Origin of the sequence: Glutamicibacter sp. (assembly GCF_032154645.1) — a bacterium.
GTDB lineage: Bacteria > Actinomycetota > Actinomycetes > Actinomycetales > Micrococcaceae > Glutamicibacter.
Window position 1 is genome coordinate 112,179 of record NZ_JALDXV010000005.1, and the last position, 23,309, is coordinate 135,487.

The window sequence follows — 23,309 nt, forward strand, 5'->3', positions numbered from 1 at the left end:
CGCACCGACATGGCTGAATACACTCTGCAACAGGATCTAGACTTCGCCCTCGCCCTGGCCGATCAGGTCGATGCCTTCACGCTCGCCCGCTACGGCGCCAACGACCTGAGCGTGGAAACGAAGCCTGACATGACCCCGGTGTCGGATGCCGACCGCGGCGCCGAAAAGCTGATTCTTGCAGCGCTGGCCGAGCATCGTCCCAGTGACTCGGTGCTCGGCGAAGAGTTCGGCGTGCACGGAAATTCCTCGCGCCGCTGGGTCATCGACCCGATCGACGGCACCAAGAACTTCGTGCGTCGCGTCCCGGTGTGGGCCACGCTTATCGCGCTGTTGATCGACGATGAACCGGTCCTCGGCGTCATCTCCGCTCCTGCGATGACCCGACGCTGGCATGCAGCCACCGGACTCGGAGCATTCGTCACCGAGCCGGGCGCCACGGTGGGTTCCACTGCCACCCGGCCCATCCATGTCTCCAAGGTCGCGCAGCTTTCGGATGCGTCGCTGTCCTACGCTTCACTGAACGGCTGGAAAGATGCAGGCAAGCTCGATGACCTGCTGGAACTGCTTGACCAGGCCTGGCGTACCCGCGGTTACGGAGATTTCCTTTCCTATGCCCTGCTCGCTGAGGGAGCGGTCGACGCCGCGTTCGAGCCGGAACTAGAACTCTACGACATGGCGGCGTTGGTGCCTGTGGTCCGCGAAGCCGGTGGCAGGTTCACCTCCGTGGCAGGGGTTGAGGGCTGCCACGGCGGCAATGCGCTTGCCACCAATGCACTGCTGCACCCGGTGATCCTGCCCTATCTGAATCGATAGGCTTCGATGGCCAAGTACCGCGACCCGCGCCGGCTGACCACCAGCGAAGAAGATTACCTCAAGGCGTTGTACCTGCTGACGGAGTGGGAGGATTTCCCCGTCAGTACCGGTGCGTTGGCCGATCAGCTCGGCCTGTCCCCCGCTTCTGCCACCACCATGGTGCAGAAACTGGCAGGCAAAGATCTGGTCAACCACGTCCCGCGCGGAGCCATCACGCTCAGTTCCACCGGCCGGCGCGAAGCACTGCGCATGGTCCGGCGGCACCGCCTGTTGGAAACATTCCTGCGCGACGAGCTCGGCTATGGTTGGGACGAGGTGCACGATGAGGCAGAGGCATTGGAGCACACCGTCACCGACCGCTTCATCGATGCCCTCGACGAGCGACTTGGCCATCCGAGCCGCGATCCGCATGGCGACGCCATTCCCGCAGCCGACGGCACGCTTCCTGCCAGCATTGCCGTCCGCTTGGATCGCTTCACGGGTGAGGACGCACTCATCGACCGTATCAGCGACGAAGACCCTGATTTTCTGCGTCGCGCCCATGAGATGGGTTTGGTTCCTGGAGCACGCATCAACCTGCCGCATTCGCTGAACTATCTCGATGCATCGATGGTTTGGGTACGACCTGTCTGACCGGCATCGCTTTCCTGCGGGGCGTGTGCAAAAATGTACCTATCGGGTCAACCGACGCGGCGGTGGGGCTCGCCGAAACCAAACTTCGAATCAGCCACAAGGCCGACTCGACAACAGTCCCTACCTCGGCCGCTTCGTCGCGTTCAAAGGTAGGAGAATCATGCGCCATTCAATTTCACTAGATTCAATTTCACTAGGGACCTCGACGTTGCGTGGTTGCTATGGGTAATCCTTCAGCCCCAATCATCGTTGGCGTCTACCCCGGACAGGACCAGCGGGTTCTAGAACAAGCCGCACGTCTCGCAGAACAGATGGGCGCGGCCCTAATCTGTGTATGGGTCGACCCGACCCGGTACACGGTCGACAGGCTCGCGGACGGCACGGTAGTTTCATCGCCCATCGATCCAGATTCCACCGGACACTCGGCACAGGTTATGCCCCCGGAGTTATTCGGTCGTTTCGAGACGCTGCTCAACTCGTACAACATCAGTTGGGAAGTCCGAGCTCGGGCCGGCAACGCAAGTTTCGAACTGGGTCTACTTGCCGATGATCTCGACGCAAGGCTCATCGTTCTGGGCAGCCGGGAGCGTTCGCTGCGAACCTCATTACATGAATTGCTCAACGGATCGGTTGCAGTTCGCCTGGCGCAAAAACAACTTCGCCCAATTCTGATCGTTCCTTCCACACGAACTTCGAACACATAGAAATTCGCTTATGACAAAATTCCAGGCACAGTCTGCTGGCCGCGACGACACTCCCACGGTGAGCTCTTCACCATCACGCCCTTTGCATCACCGCTTTGGCAGCCTGTGCCTCGTTTTCATCGGTGGAGCGGCAGGAACTTCTAGCCGGGAAGCGCTGAGCCTGTTTTTCTCATCGTCCGGGACTTTCCCGATGACAATTTTCTTCATCAACATCGCCGGAGCTTTTCTCTTGGGAGTGTTGTTGGAATCTCTGTCCCGCAGCGGAAAAGATCAAGGTTGGCGTCAGCGGTCGCGCCTCATGATCGGCACTGGGTACTTAGGCGGATTCACCACCTACAGTACCTTGGCTACGGACAGTGCTCTGCTCCTAACTAAAGGCATGACTAACACCATGCTGGTCTATGCCCTGGGGACGGTACTGGTTGGAGCAGTGGCGACGTTTCTCGGCATTCTTTGCGGTTCGAAAATCGCGAACACCAAAGGCATTCGGGAGGCAAAGTGACTCCCTTCTTATTTCTCGCCATGGCAGGGTGCGGAGGACTTGGGGCTTGCGCAAGGTTTTTCCTCGATGCATCAATTAAGGCGCGATCTGGAGGAGCGCTCCCTTGGGGCACAATATCCATCAATCTCTCCGGCTCGTTTCTGCTGGGACTACTGACCGGGTTGGTAGCTGGAAATCTGCTCAGTCCAGCTTGGCAGGTCGCCATTGGCACCGGACTGCTTGGAGGTTTCACTACCTTCTCGACGTCGAGTTTTGAGACTGTCAGGTTAGTTCAGGCAGGAAGAACGCTGGCTGGTGCTGTGAACGCGTTTGGCACCCTACTAGGGGCTGTAATCTCCGCACTATTAGGGCTTTTGTTGGCTAGCTGGCTGTGAGCTCGATGGACTCCGTTAAAAACCATAAGCTAGGGACGACGCCCTAGCTTATTTTTTGCCAACCACACTACCTCGCTGCTCTCCGGCCACGTGATGATGTTTTTTCATTGTCGACAATCAGTTCCTGAGGTTTCGTACGGTCATGTGGAACAACGTACCCGCCAGTGGCAAGAATCAATATTGCACTGATTCCGGTTAAGGCCAGCATCGCGATTGCCCAAATTTGCGACTGGTCAGTAAATGAGTGGTCGACGCTCAGCCACAATGTGTAAGAACCAACTAGGTAAATCAAATGAATCAGTACGATCCTTGTCCTCAAACGAAGCTTGATCACTGCCTTAGGTGAAAAGAAGACTGACCAGATCACCAGCAACGGTACAACAACTACCAAGATGGCAACAATCATTGGTAACGGAACGAAAGCAATTGCCGCCAGTGCGGCGGCAAAAAGTAATCCAACTTCGAGAAGAAACGCAACGGCTGCGTACAGGGACTTAAGAATGGGTGAAACCTGCGTGGCGCCGTTCTTACCCATTACTGACTTCCTTACAGTGTATTTGCGCTCTCGCACAATTATTATTCTTGAGGTATCTGTTTAAGTCTAAGTGGTTATCATTCGACTCGCGAATAGGCGCGCATCAGAATAAATGCACGTGCGTCTTAAGAAGTCGGTTGAGGAATGCAATTACAGATCTGGACAGAACTTATCGGAAATAGCAGGCAAACTATCAAGCTCGCCACTCCGGCATCCGCCAGATAACAAAGTCTTAAACGTCAAGAGCTCCGGCACCCTAAGGTGCCGGAGCTCTTGTGAGTGGAGATGGGGAGAATTGAACTCCCGTCCGATGTAGTGTTGCCAGGTCTTCTCCGGGCGCAGTTTGCTGCGGATTTTCTCTGCCCCAGTCATCACGCAAACATGTGACTGATCCGGGCACAGTTACCTAAATATGTACTACGCAACGGTAACAACCGCGCAATACAGTGGCTATCTAAATGACGTTAGGAACAGGGGCGATAGCATCCCCTGGCTAACGGACTGTCTGGCTGCTTAGGCAGCGAGAGCGAAGTCAGTGCGCTTTGATTCGGCACTTATTGGTTTGCAAAGAGCGTTTACGAGATAACTTTGCATCCTCGGCCCGCTTCATCTGTCGCGACTTACACCGTCGAAACCGATCATCCCCGTATTTTGTTGTCAGTCCCGAAAACGGGTGCAACCACACCAAAGTGTGTTAAATAATCATAGCGCAACCTCTGGCCAGATCCCAATGAGAGTTGCGCCATGATCTGAACTTCAATCGCTTAGGCGCTCCTGCGGTTGCGTTCGCGCATAGCCCGTTGTGCCTCGCGGTTGTCTTGCTTCTCTCGCAGTGTTTGGCGCTTGTCAAATTCACGTTTACCGCGAGCAATACCTATCTCGAGCTTGGCCCGACCTGCTTTGAAATACAGGCTCAATGGAACGATAGTCAGGCCCGCTTCGCTGACCTTACGCTCGATTTTGAGGAGCTCCTGACGATGCAACAGCAGTTTGCGCCGGCGGCGAGCGGCATGATTTGTCCATGAGCCGTTAAGGTACTCAGGGATGTAGCAGTTCTCGATATACAGTTCTCCTCGATAGAACTGGCCAAACCCATCGACCAGCGAGGCTTTGCCCTCGCGCAGGGATTTAACTTCTGTTCCAGTGAGGACCATGCCTGCCTCGAAAGTATCGAGAATTTCATAATCGTGCCGAGCCTTGCGGTTGCTGGCGATCACACGATCTTCTTGGTTCTTCTTGGCCATGACACTCCTTGCACGGCGCAGTCGAATTCCTGCACCCAATCACCAAGTCTAAATGAATAAAGGATGTTGAAACGCCAAAGCTACCCCAGTCGCAAATTCACTTGGGGTAGCTGACGCTTGGCATTGCTCGTATTATTTCTAGAGCAGTCCCATAGGATTGACTGCCTGACCGTTAATAACGGTTTCAAAGTGCAGGTGGCAACCGGTTGAATTACCTGTAGTTCCGACGTAGCCAATGACTTGGCCTTGTGAAACCTTCTGGCCCACACTGACCGCCACTTTCGACATGTGGTGGTATCCGGTAGCAAGGGCCTTACCGTTAACCACGCCATGAGAAATCAGGACCTTGTTGCCCGAGGTGCCACCCCAGCCGGCTATCCAAACTTCACCGCTGGCAGCAGCATAAATTGGAGATCCACACTGTCCGCCGAAGCCCCAGTCAAGACCCGCGTGGACATACCCGCCCCGGCCGCCGTAATCAATAGTCCCAGCAGGGGTCGGACGCCAACCAAAAGTCGAGGTGATGTTGTTGCTGTTGGTCGGCTTAATCAATCCCCAGGCGCTGGATCCTGAGCTTGGAGCCTTAGGCGTGGACGAAGATGACGGGACATACTGCTTTTTAACGTAGCTCTTCTTCTTCGCCTTAGCTGCCTTTGCTTTGCGCTGCTGCTCTGCTTCAAAAGCTGCCTTACGCTTTGCTTCGGCTTCAGCGGCCTTGCGCTGGCGTTCCTTTTCCTCACGGATCAAGCGCTCTTGGCGTTCCTTGATTGCGGCGTTATTCTGCGCGCGTTCTTCTTGCTCAGCGTTGAGCTTGGCCTGAATTTGAGGTTTCTTAGCTTCAAGCTCAGCACTCAGAGACTCTGTACTGACCACTAACGCATCCAAGTCATCCTTGGCCGTTTGTGCAGCATCGCGAGCGTTTTCCTCTTGGGCCAATGCATCTTCAGCTTGCGACTTGAGAGAAGCAATTTCCTTTTCAACGGCTACAAGGCGAGCTTTATTGTTCTCATTGTTGGCGCGTTCTTGGGCCAAGTCGTTATAAGCAGAATTCTGTGATTCCATTGCCCGGTTCGCCATGTCAAGTCCATCAGCCATGGCAGTCGCAGAATCCATGTTCAAGATCATGTCCAAGCCACCGGAAACGCCGCCACGCTTATAAGCTTCGGAAGCGATCTTCGCCATCGCGTCCTCGGCTTTGGCAAGTTTGGCATCATTGGCCTGGATCTGTGCTGCTACCTTATCCCGAGTGTCTTGAGCACTTATCAATCGGTCATTTAGATCTGCAACCGCAGACTGAGCATTGGCCACACGGCTTTGTGCATCTGCAAGTGCCGCCTGAAGAACCGGAACCTGGGCTTGTTGTTCGCGAAGCTTTTTGTCGGTCTCCTGGATATCGGAATCCAGGAACTCCATGTCTTGCTCCAAATTATCGATATTCTGCTGAATTTCGACTTTCTTATCATCCAAGTCGTCAGCGAATACCACCCCTGCAGGCAACGTGAGGGCAAATGCCATTGCTCCACCAATGGTGGCGCGCAAGAACTTGCGCCGAACTGCGTTGGACAGCATAGGACTCCTTGGGTATGTGTAGAGCTTCGTCGGTACCACCACGGTTAGTGGAAACAGCTAAACCTTCAGGTATCGCTTCAACGTTACCACTGATGAAATTGTTGCCAAAACGATACCAAGTATCAAGAGAGCGGGCGCAATTAGCCAAACTTCGTCAGTCGAAATAAACGCAACACCCACGTTTTCACTTGCGAGTTTGTCCTGAACCAAGAACTTCATCAGCATCCAGAGCGTTCCTGTGGCCAGTACGCCGCCAATTAACGAAGCTATAACGCCTTCAATAATGAAAGGTAACTGAATCGTCGCTTTAGAAGCTCCAACTAAACGCATGATCGTAGTTTCAAGCCGTCGGTGCATTGCGGACAACTGAATAGTTGTTCCGGTAAGCAAAACAGCACAAACAATCATCACCGCAGCAACAATTGCAGCTGCACCGGAAGCAACACGAACGAGTTGGAAGACCTTTTCCAAAAGTTCGCGTTGATCAACAACTGATTCCACACCGGGAACGGTCGATAGCGCTTCATTAATTACTTGGTACTTCTCCGGATCCACTAGAGCGACGCGGAAGGACTCAGGAAGTTGATCAGGCTTGACCTGATCCACCAATGACGAATTCTTGTACTGATCAAGGAAATTCATGTACGCCTGATCCTTGGACTCGTAGGCAATTTCCTTGATATATGGCTTCAGTTGCTCGGATTCGAGCAACGTCTTAATGTCTGAACGTTGCTGTTCGGTGACTTCTTTTCCGGCACAGTTTGTCGAGGCGCTGGTGTCGTCGCAAAGGTAGACTGCAACCTCCATTCGGTCATACCAGTAGCCCTTCATCTGATTAATCTGAAGTTGCAGCAGTGCGGCTGCACCGACGAAGGTCAACGATACGAAGGTCACCAGGACGACAGAAACGACCATAACGACGTTCTGGCGCAACCCCTTGACAGCTTCACGCAGGATAAATCCGAGTCTCACTAGTCTTCGTCCTTCTTTTCATTGATATCTCCGGTCATGTCTGCATCCCGATCTTGCTGGGTTGAGTCATCTCCGAAAAGCAATGCGCGAGAGCCGTCCTGATTCACCACGGTAGTCATTTTGGTGTACTGGCCTTCGACTTCGTCACGTATGATTCGGCCATGGTTCAGCTCGATAACGCGATGACGGTATTCACTGACCAGCTCGTGTGCATGTGTAGCCATTAATACGGTGGTGCCATTCTGGTTAATTCTGTCCAGAACATTCATGACTTCAATGCTGTTCTTGCGGTCAAGGTTGCCTGTCGGCTCATCGGCCAGCAAGATGGCAGGCTTATTAACAATCGCACGAGCTATACCTACGCGTTGCTGTTCACCTCCGGACAGTTCGGTAGGTTTGCGACGGGCCTTGCCCTCCAAACCAACAAGCTTCAGGGCGTCTGGGACTCTATCGCGAATTTGAGCACGCGATGCACCGATTACTTCCATGGCAAAAGCAACGTTGTCAAAGACGGTGCGTTCTCTGAGCAGTCGGAAGTCCTGGAAAACGAATCCAATATTTCGACGCAATTTCGGAACCCGACGACTGGAGATGCGATTTAAGTTTTGCCCCGCAACATAAACTGCACCAGCTGATGAGCGCTTCTCACGTAGCACGAGGCTGAGGAATGTGGATTTACCTGAGCCAGATTCACCGACAAGGAATGCGAATTCACCGCGGTTGATCTCGATGCTCACGTCATCCAAAGCAGCATTTTCCTGCCGTGGCTCGTAAACCATCGAGACGTTTTCGAATTTAATCATGTCTTCAATCGCCAGCTTTCGTCGGGGCGCGACCCACGAAAACCAATCTCGAGTGCAAACGTCTAATGATGCGCCAATCAACCAAACCTTATCGGTGTGCCACCGACTTTCCTGAGGAATTCAAGGGCGTGTTGCCAGATTCATCAGCTACTGACAGCTTGTTCAAAAGATCAATATGCCCATGAAACCAGGCGAAATCGCCTCGGAAAGTCACACTAATCTAAGCACCTGGCCAATTGATTACATTTTCAAGGTACTGCTGGTTGACGATCACTAGTTGACCAATCACGCCTTGGTCATGACCAACCTATTTCTCAGGACGACGCTGAGCTGCACGCCAGCGAATGCCAGCGTCGATAAAGTCATCAATCTCGCCGTCAAGAACTGCCTGGGTATTTCCAACTTCATGGTCAGTGCGTAGGTCCTTGACCATCTGATACGGGTTCAGCACATACGAACGCATCTGATCGCCCCAGGAGGCTTTGACATCTCCTGCAAGCTCTTTCTTCTGTGCATTTTCCTGTTCCTTTTTCAAAAGGAGCAGACGAGACTGCAAGACGCGCAGGGCTGCTGCTCGGTTCTGAATCTGCGACTTTTCGTTCTGCATCGACACAACTATGCCCGTGGGTATGTGCGTCATGCGAACTGCCGAATCAGTCGTATTCACAGATTGACCGCCGGGGCCCGAGGAGCGGAATACGTCAACGCGAATCTCTGATTCAGGAATCTCGATTGTGTCTGTCTGCTCAATAAGGGGCACGACTTCTACAGCAGCAAAGGACGTCTGACGACGTCCCTGATTGTCGAAAGGCGAAATTCTCACCAGGCGATGCGTGCCTGCTTCAACCGACAAGACACCGAAAGCATAGGGTTCGTCAATTTCAAAGGTAGCCGATTTGAGTCCGGCTTCTTCTGCATACGAGGTATCCATGACAGTTGCTTTGTACCCTCGCTTCTCCGCCCAGCGCAGATACATACGCATCAGCATTTCTGCAAAATCAGCCGCGTCCACACCACCCGCACCAGAACGGATGGTCACTACCGCGCCCCGCGAATCGAATTCGCCGTTCAGCAATGTAACGATCTCCAGATCCTCCAGTGCTTTATGAATTGAAGCTAATTCCCTGTCCGCTTCTTCAATCGTTTCGGCGTCGTCTTCCAGTTCTGCAAGTTCAACGAGTACTTCCAAGTCGTCTATTCTGGTCTGCAGCTTCGTCAAACGCTCCAACTCAGACTGGCGGTAAGACAACTTGCTCGTGACGATTTGCGCGCTCGCGGGATCATCCCAGAGATCAGGGGCTCCGGCTTCCTCGGACAATACAGCAATATCGGCCTTGAGCTGTTCGACGTCGCTCACCTCCTCGATGGCGGCGAAAGTCGCACGAAGGGAACGGATTTCAGCAGGAAAGTCAGTTTTTGCCATGGTCTACTAAGACTACGTCATTGCTTTGGCAGATTCCGATTTCTGCCGTCTAACGGCTCAAGACAGTCTGTGCGCTGGCGGTTACTTCTATAGGAATTCCTGACGGGACGATCCAACCCACAATTGGCGGATCCACTGAACCCGCCAGCACCAGTTCAGCGCCTTGCCCTCCTGGAAGTATATGAATTGAGCGAATATCAAGATTGTCGATGCGGTTACTGGCTTTAATGTCAGCGACGTACCGTTCGACCCCATGACGTACTTGTGAAGTTGTCAGCTGAATTTTCGGGGCGCCCCCGACTGCCACAAAGTCGAACTCGTCAACCGCAGCTACGACGGCACCATCTGCCACTGCCAGTAGCTGTCTCGCTTTCATGTTAACGGCGCTTACCGCCATCACGACAGAAATCGTCACCAAGGCCAAAGCGCAAAGGCCTATCGCCAGCACCAGCGCCTGCCCTTCTTCCGCGTTGTTCGGACTTCTCAGTCCGCGCCGATCGGATGAAAATCGATTCAGCCTGCATGCATCCATATTCTGCTCGTCAGCCAAAGCGATCAACTCGCTGGGCAGACGTGGAATCTACGGTAAAGACCGACACGTTGAAGTAGTCAGAAGCTACAGGCAACGGCACTTCTAGGCTCACTGTAATTGTCACTACAGATCCAGGTTCTAGGCACTTCGGATCACAGACGATGCGGGAGTGTGCATCCTCAAATCCAAAATTTCGCATGGCCCGAGAAATGACGGAATGTGCATTCGCCTCGGCCTGGGCCGGTGTACCGGAAGCTGCATAAACCTTTGCTGCCTGATCGGCCGCTGATACTACGGCATAGCTACCAGCTTCAAGAGCTCCAACAGCAAAGACCAAGTAGGTCAACGGAATGATCAGGATCGTGGCTGCGAAAATGAACTCGACTATTGCACTACCACGTTGATCATTAGGCGTTCTGAGCCAGTACGAGAGTGCACGACATTCTTTGGACTTGGCGTCACTCATAGCGCACCGCATCAGCTCTAACCGTTAGATCCCATCCTGTAGGGAGAAGCCCAACCAGAGGAACCTTGGTATGGACAGTGACTGTCACCAACTGCCCGTCCCCAATTGGATAGACAGTCACATCTATGTCGTTCGCGAAGCGCTCATTGAGCGCAGTTGAAATCAAGGTTTTAGTCCGGCCCATTGCATCAGAGGGTGCCCTATTCGCCAACGCTCCGTAGTGGGCACCATTTGCCGCTGCGTCGGTGATCGTATTTTTTACATGCAAGACGAGCGCTAACTGGATGACCGTAATGGCGATGACAACGAGCAATGTTGTAATCATGACGAACTCGGCTACGGCAGAGCCTTGTTCCCTGCTTTTGACTTCAATTGCAGGGAACAGAATCAGATTTCCTGATTTGGCATTCATTGACGGGCTATCCGAGTCCAGAAACTCTATCGATAGCTTGGTTGAATAACTCCTGCAGCCTTGGCCCGGCAATCGCAAGTAACGCTGCAACCAAAAGCGCAGACATTAGTGTAATCATTACCCATCCCGGCACATCTCCCCGCGAATCTTGGACTCTTCGCGAACCGTGTGCAGAAATTTCTCGAATCGCGTTTAGACACGTGCAAAGTGCTGCATACATCAAGATCTGAAACCTTAACATGGCTAGTTCTCCTTTTGAAAGCGGATACGTGATGACTCAAAGAATTTGTGAATTATCGGTCAATAGCTCATCTCCAAAAGCGCCAGCCCAGGGAAAATAGCGAATACGATCGTCAGAGGCAAAACACCGAAAACGATGGGCACTAGCATTGAGATTTCACGTTTGCCTGCAATCTCCATCAGCTCACGCTTAGAAGCGTCACGAACGTCTTGGGCCTGATCTCGGAGGACTTGTCCAAGAGGAGTCCCGCGTTCCGTGGCAACAGTAATCGCATCTACAAAGCGGGTCATTGCGCCGATTTGAATTCGATCTGACATGTTGGACAAGGCCACAACCATACTTGTTCCTGCATGAATATCGTTTAAGGTCTGCGTTAATTCGTCTCCGATTTCCCCGTGACAGATCCGCGATATTCGTTCGATAGCGCCTGTCGTTGATTCTCCGGCTCCTACGGTCAATGCAAGAACCTCGGCGACCGTAGGGAATTGAGTTAGTATTCGTCGTGCCCGCTTCCTTACTTGCTCTCCCAACCACCATCCACGCAAGAAATAGCCCAGAAGACCGCATCCTATAACGACTATTAATGCGAAGACGAAGGACAATGGCTGTCTCAACGACAGCGCAATCATTAACGCTGCACCCGAGACCACCCCCACGAACGCACATAGTAATTCCTGCGATCGATAGTCAACCAAGCTAAGTTGAAGGCCCGCGGCTCTGAGTCGTCTCTTCACGGTTGCTGACGTTGGGCTGTGAACCGTTGTGAGCCTTTTCAACTGCTCAAGCAATGGTCGAGCGAGTTGCCACACCGCTGACTTGCCGGAGTCTTTCTGCCAGGAATCTTCTAGCATCCTTGATGAGCGCACACCGACTCGAATATGCGAAGCAACCCTATCCGCAAACGACATGGGGCGCCAGGCTGGCAACCTCAGAATCACAATCCAAAGACCAAGCCCAAGCCCACTTCCGCAGAGAACTGCCCATGGCAAATAGCTATTCACGACAACACACGTTCCTCGACGGGAAGTGTGCCAAGCCGCAGCATTACTCTGTAGCAAATGAAAGAAACCACAAGTCCCGACATGAGTACAAAGACTCCCCCGGGCGTCATATACGCTTCTTTTGCCGCAGGTTGTGTCCCAAGGACCAAAAGCAAGATCCACGGTGCTGCGACTGCTAATCGAGCAGCAGATACAATCCAAGATTGACGGGCAGTCAGTTCGCCACGCGTGCGAACATCGTCACGGAGAAATGCAGCAAGGGTCGCGAGCGTTTGTCCCAAATCCGTGCCACCAACTTCTCGCGTAATTCGCAAGGTCGTGATGATCTTATCGGCAACCGGATCAGCTAGTCGTTTAGACAACTGATCGACCGCTACAACGAAGTTTGCTGTCGCCCGATAGTCCAATGCGAATTCTCGAAATACTGGGCGAAGTGTTTCAGGCCCCACAGTCGCGAGTTGGCTCAAGGATTCTGGCAATGATAAGCCCGCACGAATGGCACTTCGTAAATGATCAACAACTTCCGGCCACTGTTCCTGTAACGCAGCCTGCCGTTTCGCAGCCTGATGACGCAAATATACCCATGGTGTAAACAGCCCAAAGACCATGAAGACCGCGGCGAATAACCATGATGCCGTCAGGCCAAGGGTGACAAGTGCAAAAACGATGGAGCTAGCGCAACAAATTATCACGAATTTCGCGCGACTGACGGTAGTAATTCCTGCACGTAGCAGTGCCATCTGAATGGCTGAACCTTTCCGGCGCTTCATTTCCCAAGGCGCATAAAGCATCCAGTCGGCAATAGTCGCTATACCCAACCCACCAATGAGACCAAGTAAAAGGCTCATGATGCCTGACCCAAGTGCTCAGCGACGTTGAATCCAGCTAGATCGAACTTGCTGTGCGCCCAGTCTGCGCCCGGCGCAGGAAGTAGTTCACCGTGTTGCCTTTCGAATAGAGTTGACGTCTCAATAGCACCGGATTCAACTCTGTTCCGGACTGCAAGAATTTCATTAATGAACCGGTTCCCTGATGCGTCGCGCACACAATGGACCACTAGATCAATGCACGCGGCAACTGTTTTTATGGTGAAATCGCTGGTGATATTCGGCCCCGCCAGCAAGGGCAAAGTCGAGATCTTGACTATCGCATCCCGAGCGGAATTCGCGTGGAGGGTACAGAGTCCGGCAACTCCCGAATTCAATGCAATCAACATATCGAGCGACTCGGCTTCCCTAACTTCGCCAATAATGATGCGATCAGGACGCATGCGCAGAGCTTCCTTAACTAACCTGCGCATAGTAATTTCGCCTGTACCCTCGAGATTTGCCAAACGTGTTTGCATCGCAACGACGTCTCGAAGTCGGAGGTTGAGCTCAAATATTTCTTCAATGGTAATAACGCGTTCCCGCGAGCCAATGGCCGCCGACAGCGCGTTGAGCATTGTTGTCTTACCTGCCTGCGTCGGCCCAGTTACGATGATGTTTAGTCCTGCAGCGATTGCCCAGCCAAGATAAGTCGCTGCCATCGGAGTCAACGATTTAAGTTCTACTAAATCCTCCAATTTCGAAGCACGTGCAATAAATTTACGAATGTTGACTGCCCAGTGTTCGTGGGTGATGTCAGGTATTACCACGTGCAATCGTGAACCATCAGGTAACTGACAATCAACGAATGGTTGGGAAAGATCTAGTCGTCGCCCGGAAGACTTCAGCATTCTTTCGACTAGCGTCGATATTTCTGTTGAATCCAGACATATATGAGTAAGTTCGCTTTGTCCGCCTCGTGCACAAAACACCTGCTGTGGCGAATTTATCCATATTTCTTCTACCGTTGGATCATCGAGCAGCTGCTGAAGCGCGCCAAATCCAGCAACATTGTCATAAATTTTTTGACGTGCCAATTCAATTGCGCCTAGTGCCGGCACTGCGCCAAGTAGCGCCCGCTCGTCGTAATCTCTCAAAACATCATCAATTAATGACTTCATCACGTTAGGTTGCTTGGCCGGGTCAAGACCACGACGCCGTACTAGTTCACGAACTTCATCTTCTACGATGGATAAAGCATCCACGATTAGGTCCTCTAATGCCTGGGGGATCGGCAACTTCCCGGAGTTTTCGGGGACAACCGGCGATAATTGCCAGTTCAGCTCATGTACCTGAATCGTTTGCAAATCTAATAAGTATGTCTCCGGAGCCTAGCCCTGACATTGCGGGCTTTCAAGATGTTTACCAAATTTGTGGATAAAGCCTTTGAAATTTCCACACTTCGACAATTCAGTTCATGCGACACACGTCGTTCGTGCTCAGATCGGTATTCAATCCGTTGAGCAATGAAGAAGTGAGGATCGATGCAAAAGTATGAAGTAGTTGTCGCATCGCGAACACTCTCGCGACCGCATCAGTTCTATGTAGAAGCCAACACCGAACTGTCCGGGCAGCAAATGTCGAAAATTCTGCAAGACAATTTTCCTAATCAAACATTGTTTTTGGGTGAAGAGCCATTGAATGAAATTGACTCGGTGCTACCGTCACAATCATTATTCCTATCGGATGTGCCCTATGTTCGGTCGAGCTCATATTCGTCGGGCTCGGCCTTGAAGCTATTCGTACTCGAAGGCCAAGATGCAGGCGCATTCATCGAACTTACTCAAGGGAGCCACGACATAGGTCGTTGTGCACCATTGCGACTTTCTGATCCCCAGATTTCAAGAGTCCACGCAGTAATCTCTGTCGGTGCCCATCGCCTATCACTCAAGACATTGGCCGATACATCAGTACAAATACAATCCGGCACAGAGACGAAGCTAATCACAGGAGAAACCGAATTATTCGAGGGAAATACACTCTTACTAGGAAATACGGTCTTGCAAATTGGAGAACCCGATCGCGAAGATAAATCATTTGCAGTTCATTCAAACGAACTAGCATTCGAGCTTCCGGAAGCTCCCGAACTCGGGCGATTACTTACTCTCTGTCTGGCCTCGCTCATCCCAGTACTCTCCGGAGTGCTTCTGGCGCTTTTCACTAGATCACTACTCTTTTTAGCAATTAGCGGCTTGTCTGCCTCACTTGGTCTGGTTCCGGCTGGTCAACTTCTGGTCCAACGCCGAGCGTGGAAACACCAGGCCATGAAGCTACAGGCCGAAGTTTGCCAAGCACGATGCGATTTTGCGCCACCTTTAGGCACCGCCTTGATTGCTGGAATGAGCAGGATGAAGCACAGGATTCCAAGTAGAACGCTGCCACCGTTGGTGTTCGGCAAAGGTACGTGGAATTTACCAGGAAGCAAAGTTGGCGATCGGCAATGCCAACCGCGTAAAAGACTGAAGTTTCCAGCACGCACGCGACAGTTGACAGAAGTTCAGAACATGCCGATTTTTTCTCCTTCTAAAGCCGAAACTTGGCAAATAGTCTGCGACCAGAATTCTTCCGGTGCAGGGCTACTTTATGCTCTCATCGCAAGGTTCCTGCCGCAGATCGTTTCTGGAGAAATTAAGCTCCTCATTGATTCGTCGATTTCGGCGTTGCCTCCAGAGGTGCTGCTGCTTAGGAATGTTATCCAGAAAGAAATCTGCACCGACCCCGCCGACAACAGGTTATTCCCGTACACCAACCTTAATTTTCCCGCACGTGGGCTTGAGGCGACCGTGGACACGATCTATCTGACTGCAGAAACACCGCATCCTCGAGAACATACATTAATTATTGCGGTGAATTCTGTACTTTCGAAAGATTGCGACTACTGGGTGGACCCCGTTGCCTCCAAAGCAAAATTACCGGATACGTCCATGAATCTGAATGAGGCGTCCTTCCTGTCAGCTGACAGGTTCGCACGTATAGTTCAAAATTGGATCGACATTCAAGAATCTACAGTTTCTTGCCATAGAAAAGGCATCGCAGCGCCCAACCACAATTCACTACGCGCCAATATTGGAACTGACGAGAAGAATGAGCAGCAATACTTAGATTTCGATGTTGACGGACCACATGTGCTGATTTGCGGCACTACAGGTTCCGGCAAGTCAGAGGCACTTCGAAGAGTTGTCTCTAACCTCGCCGAAACGTATGGTCCACAGCAGATAGCCTTCGCCCTCATTGATTTCAAGGGTGGCGCAGGGCTCGCAGCCTTTAGCGATCTACCGCAAGTTCAACTCTTTGCATGCGATCTCGATGCTCCCAGTGCCCAACGCACATTGGCGCAATTAGAACATGAAGTTCGTCGGCGAGAAAGAGTGCTAGCCGAGCACAACTGCAGCGATCTCTTTGAGTATTACGAGCTCGATCTCGCAGCTCCGATGCCACGTCTGCTCGTAGTCATCGATGAGTTTCGAGTCTTTGCCGAATCGATCCCCCTTGCGAACGAGCGAATCGATCGTCTCGCGGCAGTCGGACGGTCGCTTGGCATTCATCTTTTGCTCAGTACGCAAAGGGCAGCTGGTGCCATCACCGGGCAGACAAAGGCAAATATAAACACAATCATCGCACTTCGAGTCAAAGATGCCTCTGAATCGCAAGAATTGGTAGGCAGCACGGCTGCTGCACACTTGCTTAAGCCAGGAAGCGCGGTAATTGCCAGGAACGTTCAACGAATCCAGAACGTTCAATTCGCTCTGGCAGTTCCGCCGTCGATACAAGGCATGATTGCTGAGCGAGGTCCGAATGATCTTTCGCTTCGCCCGCCAGCGTTCTTCGGCGAGCAACGTTCTCAAGCTGAATCCCGATCAATCCAATGCTATGTCGAAAAAATTCAACAGCTCTGGCCGCTTTCCCAAGTCCCTCACTGCAGCTTTGCGCCTTCGCTTCCGGAGCTGTTGCAAGGAATCTCGCTGCCGATTCCACAGGTAGGAGACGATGATTGCTTTTGCGGTTTTCTCGATAATTTAGAACAGGGAAGACTGGATCCACTTGTCATTGGTTCATCCAGCATGCGCGGAATCCTTGCCTGCGGAGTACCGGAATCAGGCGGAGGGGCACTACTACAACTTCTGGCATCTCGCCATCCACGAGTACTAATTTTCGGACCATCTTTATTCGATCCGCGCAGTAGTCCAGAAAATGTACGTTGTGTTACGGGTTCCAATAGATTCGAATTCAACGAAGCACTCGACTATGTCGAGTCTCGGCAAGGAAAAGATCGACTTCTCATTCTTGTCCACGGCGTCGCGAATTTGCAGGCACAACTTGATCCACGAACATTCCAACGTTTTGATGCAGTACTGATGGATATATTGCGAATGGGCCACGACCCGGAACCACGGCTTGTCCTTGCTGTAGACCGAGATCAAAACCTATTAAAGGCCTCAACTTTATGCACAGAACAGTGGTACTTTCCCCTCGACGCAACCGATGCGTTAAAAATGTCGTGGCCTAAACTTCCACCCTGTAGCCAATTGGTTGGACGCGGTGTGCGGATTGTTTCTGATTCAGCCCCAACAGTATTTCAATTAGTCAATTCCATGCCCGAAGAGTCGAAAACTGTCGGTTGCGGACGATCGTGGCCGCTGGGAGAACATCGCCATAACGATAACCTGAATACTCAATTGTTCGTCGGTGAAACCTCGTTTCGCTCGATTCCGTTCGAACTTCCAAGTGTCGGTACTTCTTACTTTTTATGCACCGAAGTCAACGGTCGAAGCGACATAGCGCAGGAATTGGCCAGCAGGTGGAGATCGGAACTGATCATCGGAATTGAGGCGGCCGAAAATTGGCTGGGGTCTCAGGAGAAACAAGCCTATGCTCAGCTAGTTCCAGTCCTTTGTGTGGAACTCAAGTCAACTGCGGATCCAAACACGGCTAAGACCCTTGAACTACTGGCTACGTTTGTGAATCAGATGGTCGTGTTCGTCCCGCCGTCCTCACGCCTTGCATTCGATCTTGGCATTCCCGGCGGTCAACTGGACGAACGAAATGTGGTCATAGTGGAAGCCAAGCATCCACAAGACCTATTGCCAACGAATTGGCCACCACTGCCGCTCGATTCCGGGCAACAGAAAGTTTCAGCCAGAAATCAGTGGCGTGCACTCGTCCAAATTTCAGGGCAACTGCACGCCATCAATATTTCGAGGAGCTAACGCTGAGGTCGATCCCCCAGAAACTGTGTCGTCTTAGGCGCGAAGAGGAACACGACGATTGCACCGGCGACAATGATCGATATGATCGCCGAAACGATGACCATGGCAATGTCAGATTTTAGGAACGACACCGACAGGATCAATTGGAACAATTGCCACACAATGATCGGTGCACGGGTGAAGGCTTTTCCCTTGTAGAAGCTGAATGCAACCGTCCCCTGCCATACGGCTAGGAAGAGGCATAAAGCCAACATGAAAAGATGGGCCCCAAGATTCAGTGACCCTTCATTTGGGATATTGATGGCGTAATTTACCGTATAGGCCAGCACTGCAAGTGCTTCAAGCAGCACGAGGCCGGCGACCACAACAACGCTGGACGGTCGCGAAATCTTCATGTCTTGGTTGCTCACGTCAACAATTTTCGTCGACCAGAGTCTGGAACTCAAACGCAATGTAGCCACCGTCTGGAAAGTAGTGGTCACCGCCTTGTCAAGTAGCCTATGTGCAAGACGAAATCCATGTGAGAAAGCACTCAGGCAATGCGACATATTTCGCATGAATGACCCTTGTTTACTTTCCCGTAACATGAAAACCTTATGTGGTCGGCAAAACGATGACCCCTTCGTAACGTCCGACCATTCGAAGAGCACTTCAGTAGCTGAACCGCACTCTTGAACTTCACTCTAAATCTGGTGATTCTTTTGCGTGCGTTCATATTGAGAGGCTGTTCGTCACCCTCACAGATTTCAAGGAGCATCAATTAGCATGGATTGGCGTAGCCGCGCGGCGTGTCTGGATAAGGACCCGGAACTCTTTTTCCCGGTAGGCAACACCGGTCCGGCCCTCTTACAGATTGAAGAGGCCAAGAGCGTCTGCCGTCGATGTGAAGTCACTGAGACTTGCCTGCAGTGGGCTATCGAGTCGGGCCAGGACGCCGGTGTTTGGGGCGGCATGAGCGAAGACGAGCGGCGCGCTCTAAAGCGTCGAGCTGCTCGCGCACGTCGCGCATCCTAATAGACTGCGCCCGAGGTAGATCTCGCAACCCGGGACGCTGTACGAAATCCGTCAGTGGTAGACACCGCTGGCGGATTTCGACTTTAAACAAGGAATTCTCAGGTCAGCTAGGTACATTTAAAGGTAGTAATCATGTTCGAAAGGAGTCGTGGGTGAATCTCACCTATTCGGCGCCCCAACTCAGCTCGGGGGTGAGCTCGCGTTGAGCCAGGCGCATACCGACCCAAACCTCGGTCGAACCCTTGATGAACGCTACCGGATCGACCATTTACTCGCTTTAGGCGGTATGTCCCGGATCTATCGGGGCATGGATAAACGGCTCCATCGAGCAGTTGTCATCAAAATTCTCAATGAGAATTTCGCAAATGAGGCGACTGTACGCGAACGCTTTGAATCGGAAGCGGTCATTGCCGCCAACATCACGCATCCGAACGTAGTTTCCATTCGTGATCACAATGTCACGGACAATATCGTTTACTTGGTTATGGAATACGTTCGTGGTCGAAATCTCGAACAAGTAATAGCTGAAAGAGGACGATTCACCCCTCGACAGACTCTCAGTGTGCTGGAACAAGTATGCCGAGGCCTAAGCGCAGCCCATGCTGAAGACATCATCCATCGCGACATGAAACCAGCCAATGTGTTGTTGGCTGATTCAGGCGAAGTTAAGATCACCGACTTCGGATTAGCCAGGGCAGCCAGTGCTCACACCCAATCCGCCACTCTGGTCGCAACGTTATCTCATGTTTCCCCAGAATTAGTTTCGGGCTCCCCTGCTGATTCACGGAGTGATATTTATGCCGTTGGCATCATGATCTACCAGATGCTGACTGGCCGACTTCCGTACACGGATACTAACGCGGCTGCTTTGATGAAGCATCACTTGGATTCTCCAATGCCGCTGCCCTCATCAGTGGTTCCGGGCCTCGCCGACGACCTTGATGAGCTCGTTCAGTGGTGCACCGAGAAAGACCCTGAGCGGCGTCCGCAGAATGCGGGCCTGCTCCTTGATGAAGTGATTCAAATTCATTCAACGCTCAGGGATGAACAACTCGATCTTGACGCCGACTCCTTAGGCGATGTGGAAGACCTCATACCGCGTGCGCTCACACACATGCCAACCACTTTGCAGCAGCGTCTCGATGAGATGCAACGCGAGCGCGAAGACGAACGTGAAAAGCTCTGGCAATTGCGCAAATCAGAGCAGGAAACCCAGGCCGCAAGCCGTCCATCGGACATCGATCCGGAGGCAACGTCTGTTATTTCGACGGCAGATGCAACTGAAGTTCTGAATCTTCGTGACGCCCAAGCAACCGTTGTTCATGCGCTGCACCATGCAGAAAATCCGGTAGCTTCCGATGCGTCAGTGAAGGCCACGGAAGCTTACAGCCGGACCGGCGTTGGGGAAGACGTCCCCGCAAGGGCGGCTCACTCCGGCGCTTCCAAGCCCACAGGTACCTCAGCAAAAAATCAAAAGCGAGCCGACAAGCAAGCCGAGAAGCAGTGGCGCAAAGAGGCACAAGTTCCCACGCATCGTTTGCAGAAAGCCAAAAGTGGATCGCAAAGAGTTGTCATTGCACTCGTGTGGGTTTTCGTCGTCGCACTCGTAGCATCGGCCGGATGGTTCTTCGGCAGGGGCCCTGGAACAATCATTCGCATCCCCTCGTTGACTGGGCTTCTACAAGAACAGGCTGTGAACCAACTGGAGGATCAGGGAATTCCTGTAAGAATCACTACTGCATACGATGATGACCTGGCTGTAGGTCGTGTGGTGGACTCTCGGCCCGACTCGGGTTCAAACATCATGAAGTTTCAGGGTGTCGATCTCACAGTCTCTCAAGGACCGGAGCTTTTTGAAGTCCCCGATGTCTCGGGACAGAAGCTTGACACAGCGGTCGAAAACTTGAAGAACCTGGGGTTCTCTAAAATCAAAAGTACCAGTGCCTATTCAGCGGATGTTCCCAAAGGTTCGGTGATTTCTTCTTCTCCTGCTACTGGGAAGAGCATTGCCCACAAAAGCCAAATCACCTTGAATTACTCCAAGGGACCTGCGCCCGTCGACGTTCCTGACGTGAGCGGGATGACTGAAGATGAAGCTCGAAGTGCGGTGGAAGCTAGCGGGCTCAAGCTTGCGGTAGGAGAGCCAGAATATTCATCGGACGTCGATAAAGATCGAGTTGTATCTCAGAATCCAGCCGACAAAACAGCCGAGGTTGGCAGTTCAGTCACGGTTCACCTCTCCAAGGGTCCCGAATATCTCGATGTACCTTCTGTCGTGGGGATGAACGTTGACGACGCGGTTGCAACGCTTGAAGCCGCAGATTTTACAGTAAATACGCACAACGTGCTTGGCGGATTCTCGCAAACTGTACGCATGCAAACTCCGTTGAATCAGAGCGCAATTCGCGGCAGTGAAGTCACTGTGTACACGTTCTAAATCGTACGAATAAATAATGGTCCGGCAGGTTTCATTTTGAAACCTGCCGGACCATTATTTATTGTTTCCAGACGCTTAGCGACGAGCGCGACTCTGCAGGGCCGAGGATACGAGGAATGCCATTTCCAATGACTGGCGATGGTTCAGTCGTGGATCACACAGCGATTCGTACAGTGAATCGAAGTCCTCTTCACGGATTGGATCCGCACCGCCAAGGCATTCAGCTACGTCGTCACCCGTCATTTCGACATGCACGCCACCAGGGTAGGTACCCAAGGAGTCGTGAACCTCGAAGAAGCCGCGGACTTCGTCCATGACATCGTCGAACTTGCGAGTCTTGTAGCCGTTTTTGCTGGTTACGGTGTTGCCGTGCATCGGATCGGTTACCCATAGAACTTGGGCTCCCGTATCGGTGACCTTCTCGACAAGATTCGGAAGCTTTTCACGGATGTTCTGTGCGCCCATGCGAGTGATGAAGGTCAGTCGCCCCGGTTCGCGGTTCGGATCCAGCTTGTCGATCAGAGCAATCGTGTCATCTACTGAAGTATTCGGTCCGAGTTTCACACCGATCGGGTTACGCACGCGCGACAGGAAATCAACGTGGGCGTGATCAAGCTGGCGTGTGCGCTCCCCGATCCACAAGAAGTGCCCTGAGGTATCGTATGGCAAGCCAGTTCGTGAATCGGTGCGTGTCAGCGCGCGTTCGTAATCGAGAAGCAGTGCCTCATGCGATGCAAAGAACTCAGTTCGCGTCAATCCTTCAAAACCGGCGCCACAGGCGTCCATGAAGCGAATCGCCGAGTCAATTTCGCCGGCGAGCTGTTCATACTGTGAATGTGCAGGATTAGCCATGAATCCACGGTTCCAGGAATGTACGCTACGCAGATCCGCGAAGCCACCCTGCGTGAACGCGCGAATCAGATTCAGCGTCGCCGATGAGGTGTTGTATGCATCGACCATTCGCTTCGGGTCGTGCGCGCGAGACTCAGGAGTGAATTCGTAGCCGTTGACGATGTCGCCGCGGAACGCCGGCAGCGTAACACCGTCTCGGGTTTCATCATTGGAGGAACGTGGCTTGGCAAACTGGCCTGCCATGCGTCCCATCTTAATGACCGGCATGGATGCGCCATAGGTCAGGACTACTGCCATCTGCAAGATGGTGCGAACGCGTGCGGAAATCTTATCTGCGGTGGCGTCGGCAAAAGTTTCAGCGCAGTCGCCTCCCTGCAGCAGGAAAGCCTTGCCCTGAGCGGCCTGGGCCAAACGCTCTCGCAAGACATCTACCTCGCCAGCAAATACCAGTGGCGGACGCGAACCCAGTTCAGCAATTGACGCGCTATAGTCCGGATGCTCACTCCAAGTGGGCTGTTGGGCAATAGGCAGATCACGCCACAGATCAAGTTGCGGGTCGGTGGCGGGGCCGGCTACAGAGGAGCCTGGCAATGGGGTTCGGTTTACTTCGCTCACCTTGATAAGTCTACGTGGCTTCTTCCTAAAGCACCGCGTGAAATGTAACAACAGGACGTAACACTGGCCACCAAAAGTTGGAACCATGTGAAGC

At 52.5% G+C, this 23,309-nt stretch carries 23 protein-coding genes and 1 other RNA gene; 8 read left to right on the forward strand and 16 right to left on the reverse strand.

Going from position 1 to position 23,309, the window contains the following annotated elements:
- Positions 1 to 9 precede the first annotated feature (9 nt).
- The 5 genes from RUH64_RS06490 (at position 10) to crcB (ending at position 3,026) form a co-directional block, all read left to right on the forward strand.
- The gene (locus RUH64_RS06490; RefSeq protein ID WP_313812234.1) at positions 10 to 813 is read left to right on the forward strand and encodes an inositol monophosphatase family protein; all 804 of its coding nucleotides are present in this window, start codon (positions 10 to 12) and stop codon (positions 811 to 813) included.
- Between the two features lie 6 nt (positions 814 to 819).
- On the forward strand, positions 820 to 1,446 hold the full coding sequence (locus RUH64_RS06495; RefSeq protein WP_313812235.1) for a metal-dependent transcriptional regulator: 627 nt from the start codon (positions 820 to 822) through the stop codon (positions 1,444 to 1,446).
- 221 nt (positions 1,447 to 1,667) lie between these two features.
- Positions 1,668 to 2,150 (forward strand): universal stress protein, encoded by a 483-nt coding sequence (locus RUH64_RS06500; RefSeq protein WP_313812236.1) that lies wholly within the window; start codon positions 1,668 to 1,670, stop codon positions 2,148 to 2,150.
- 10 nt (positions 2,151 to 2,160) lie between these two features.
- A complete protein-coding gene (locus tag RUH64_RS06505) occupies positions 2,161 to 2,652 on the forward strand; it encodes a CrcB family protein (RefSeq protein WP_313812237.1) in 492 nt (163 codons plus the stop codon).
- A 20-nt stretch (positions 2,653 to 2,672) separates the two neighbouring features.
- Positions 2,673 to 3,026, forward strand: coding sequence for a fluoride efflux transporter CrcB (gene crcB / locus RUH64_RS06510; protein WP_313812332.1), 354 nt, complete (start codon positions 2,673 to 2,675; stop codon positions 3,024 to 3,026).
- A gap of 67 nt (positions 3,027 to 3,093) precedes the next feature.
- Here crcB and RUH64_RS06515 read toward each other — a convergent pair whose 3' ends face one another.
- The 14 genes from RUH64_RS06515 to RUH64_RS06580 form a co-directional block, all read right to left on the reverse strand.
- Positions 3,094 to 3,561 (reverse strand): DUF2568 domain-containing protein, encoded by a 468-nt coding sequence (locus tag RUH64_RS06515; RefSeq protein WP_313812238.1) that lies wholly within the window; start codon positions 3,559 to 3,561, stop codon positions 3,094 to 3,096.
- Positions 3,562 to 3,838: 277 nt separating this feature from the next.
- Positions 3,839 to 4,207, reverse strand: a transfer-messenger RNA (tmRNA) gene (gene ssrA / locus RUH64_RS06520).
- Positions 4,208 to 4,325: 118 nt separating this feature from the next.
- Complete coding sequence (smpB, locus tag RUH64_RS06525; RefSeq protein WP_313812239.1) at positions 4,326 to 4,805, reverse strand: SsrA-binding protein SmpB; 480 nt, start codon at positions 4,803 to 4,805, stop codon at positions 4,326 to 4,328.
- A 138-nt stretch (positions 4,806 to 4,943) separates the two neighbouring features.
- Positions 4,944 to 6,374: a peptidoglycan DD-metalloendopeptidase family protein gene (locus RUH64_RS06530; protein ID WP_313812240.1), complete on the reverse strand. Its 1,431-nt coding sequence runs from the start codon at positions 6,372 to 6,374 to the stop codon at positions 4,944 to 4,946.
- Positions 6,375 to 6,431: 57 nt separating this feature from the next.
- A complete protein-coding gene (gene ftsX / locus RUH64_RS06535) occupies positions 6,432 to 7,346 on the reverse strand; it encodes a permease-like cell division protein FtsX (protein ID WP_313812241.1) in 915 nt (304 codons plus the stop codon).
- Positions 7,346 to 8,149: a cell division ATP-binding protein FtsE gene (gene ftsE / locus RUH64_RS06540; protein ID WP_313812242.1), complete on the reverse strand. Its 804-nt coding sequence runs from the start codon at positions 8,147 to 8,149 to the stop codon at positions 7,346 to 7,348. Before ftsE ends, ftsX begins: the two co-directional genes overlap by 1 nt.
- Positions 8,150 to 8,456: 307 nt before the next feature.
- Positions 8,457 to 9,572 (reverse strand): peptide chain release factor 2, encoded by a 1,116-nt coding sequence (prfB, locus tag RUH64_RS06545; RefSeq protein ID WP_313812244.1) that lies wholly within the window; start codon positions 9,570 to 9,572, stop codon positions 8,457 to 8,459.
- 49 nt (positions 9,573 to 9,621) lie between these two features.
- Positions 9,622 to 10,122 carry a hypothetical protein gene (locus RUH64_RS06550; protein ID WP_313812245.1) on the reverse strand — a complete coding sequence of 167 codons (501 nt, stop codon included), beginning with the start codon at positions 10,120 to 10,122 and terminating at the stop codon, positions 9,622 to 9,624.
- Positions 10,115 to 10,570 carry a hypothetical protein gene (locus RUH64_RS06555; protein WP_313812247.1) on the reverse strand — a complete coding sequence of 152 codons (456 nt, stop codon included), beginning with the start codon at positions 10,568 to 10,570 and terminating at the stop codon, positions 10,115 to 10,117. Before RUH64_RS06555 ends, RUH64_RS06550 begins: the two co-directional genes overlap by 8 nt.
- On the reverse strand, positions 10,563 to 10,982 hold the full coding sequence (locus RUH64_RS06560; protein ID WP_313812249.1) for a pilus assembly protein: 420 nt from the start codon (positions 10,980 to 10,982) through the stop codon (positions 10,563 to 10,565). The genes RUH64_RS06555 and RUH64_RS06560 overlap by 8 nt, the downstream gene beginning before the upstream one ends.
- Before the next feature lie 7 nt (positions 10,983 to 10,989).
- Positions 10,990 to 11,205 carry a hypothetical protein gene (locus RUH64_RS06565; protein WP_396275993.1) on the reverse strand — a complete coding sequence of 72 codons (216 nt, stop codon included), beginning with the start codon at positions 11,203 to 11,205 and terminating at the stop codon, positions 10,990 to 10,992.
- Positions 11,206 to 11,282: 77 nt separating this feature from the next.
- Positions 11,283 to 12,224, reverse strand: coding sequence for a type II secretion system F family protein (locus tag RUH64_RS06570; protein WP_313812251.1), 942 nt, complete (start codon positions 12,222 to 12,224; stop codon positions 11,283 to 11,285).
- Positions 12,221 to 13,072 carry a type II secretion system F family protein gene (locus RUH64_RS06575; RefSeq protein ID WP_313812253.1) on the reverse strand — a complete coding sequence of 284 codons (852 nt, stop codon included), beginning with the start codon at positions 13,070 to 13,072 and terminating at the stop codon, positions 12,221 to 12,223. Before RUH64_RS06575 ends, RUH64_RS06570 begins: the two co-directional genes overlap by 4 nt.
- The gene (locus tag RUH64_RS06580) at positions 13,069 to 14,295 is read right to left on the reverse strand and encodes an ATPase, T2SS/T4P/T4SS family (protein ID WP_313812254.1); all 1,227 of its coding nucleotides are present in this window, start codon (positions 14,293 to 14,295) and stop codon (positions 13,069 to 13,071) included. Before RUH64_RS06580 ends, RUH64_RS06575 begins: the two co-directional genes overlap by 4 nt.
- Before the next feature lie 279 nt (positions 14,296 to 14,574).
- Between RUH64_RS06580 and RUH64_RS06585 the strand changes: the two genes are divergently transcribed.
- On the forward strand, positions 14,575 to 18,297 hold the full coding sequence (locus tag RUH64_RS06585) for an FtsK/SpoIIIE domain-containing protein (protein ID WP_313812255.1): 3,723 nt from the start codon (positions 14,575 to 14,577) through the stop codon (positions 18,295 to 18,297).
- Here RUH64_RS06585 and RUH64_RS06590 read toward each other — a convergent pair.
- Complete coding sequence (locus RUH64_RS06590) at positions 18,294 to 18,707, reverse strand: hypothetical protein (protein WP_313812256.1); 414 nt, start codon at positions 18,705 to 18,707, stop codon at positions 18,294 to 18,296. The genes RUH64_RS06585 and RUH64_RS06590 overlap by 4 nt on opposite strands.
- 355 nt (positions 18,708 to 19,062) lie before the next feature.
- Here RUH64_RS06590 and RUH64_RS06595 point away from each other — a divergent pair, with 355 nt between their 5' ends.
- Together RUH64_RS06595 and RUH64_RS06600 are read left to right on the forward strand one after the other, a co-directional pair.
- A complete protein-coding gene (locus RUH64_RS06595) occupies positions 19,063 to 19,311 on the forward strand; it encodes a WhiB family transcriptional regulator (RefSeq protein WP_047118688.1) in 249 nt (82 codons plus the stop codon).
- Positions 19,312 to 19,459: 148 nt separating this feature from the next.
- The gene (locus RUH64_RS06600; RefSeq protein ID WP_313812261.1) at positions 19,460 to 21,748 is read left to right on the forward strand and encodes a protein kinase domain-containing protein; all 2,289 of its coding nucleotides are present in this window, start codon (positions 19,460 to 19,462) and stop codon (positions 21,746 to 21,748) included.
- A 75-nt stretch (positions 21,749 to 21,823) separates the two neighbouring features.
- Here the strand turns inward: RUH64_RS06600 and RUH64_RS06605 are convergent, their stop codons facing one another.
- A complete protein-coding gene (locus RUH64_RS06605; protein WP_313812263.1) occupies positions 21,824 to 23,215 on the reverse strand; it encodes a class II 3-deoxy-7-phosphoheptulonate synthase in 1,392 nt (463 codons plus the stop codon).
- Between the last annotated feature and the right edge of the window lie 94 nt (positions 23,216 to 23,309).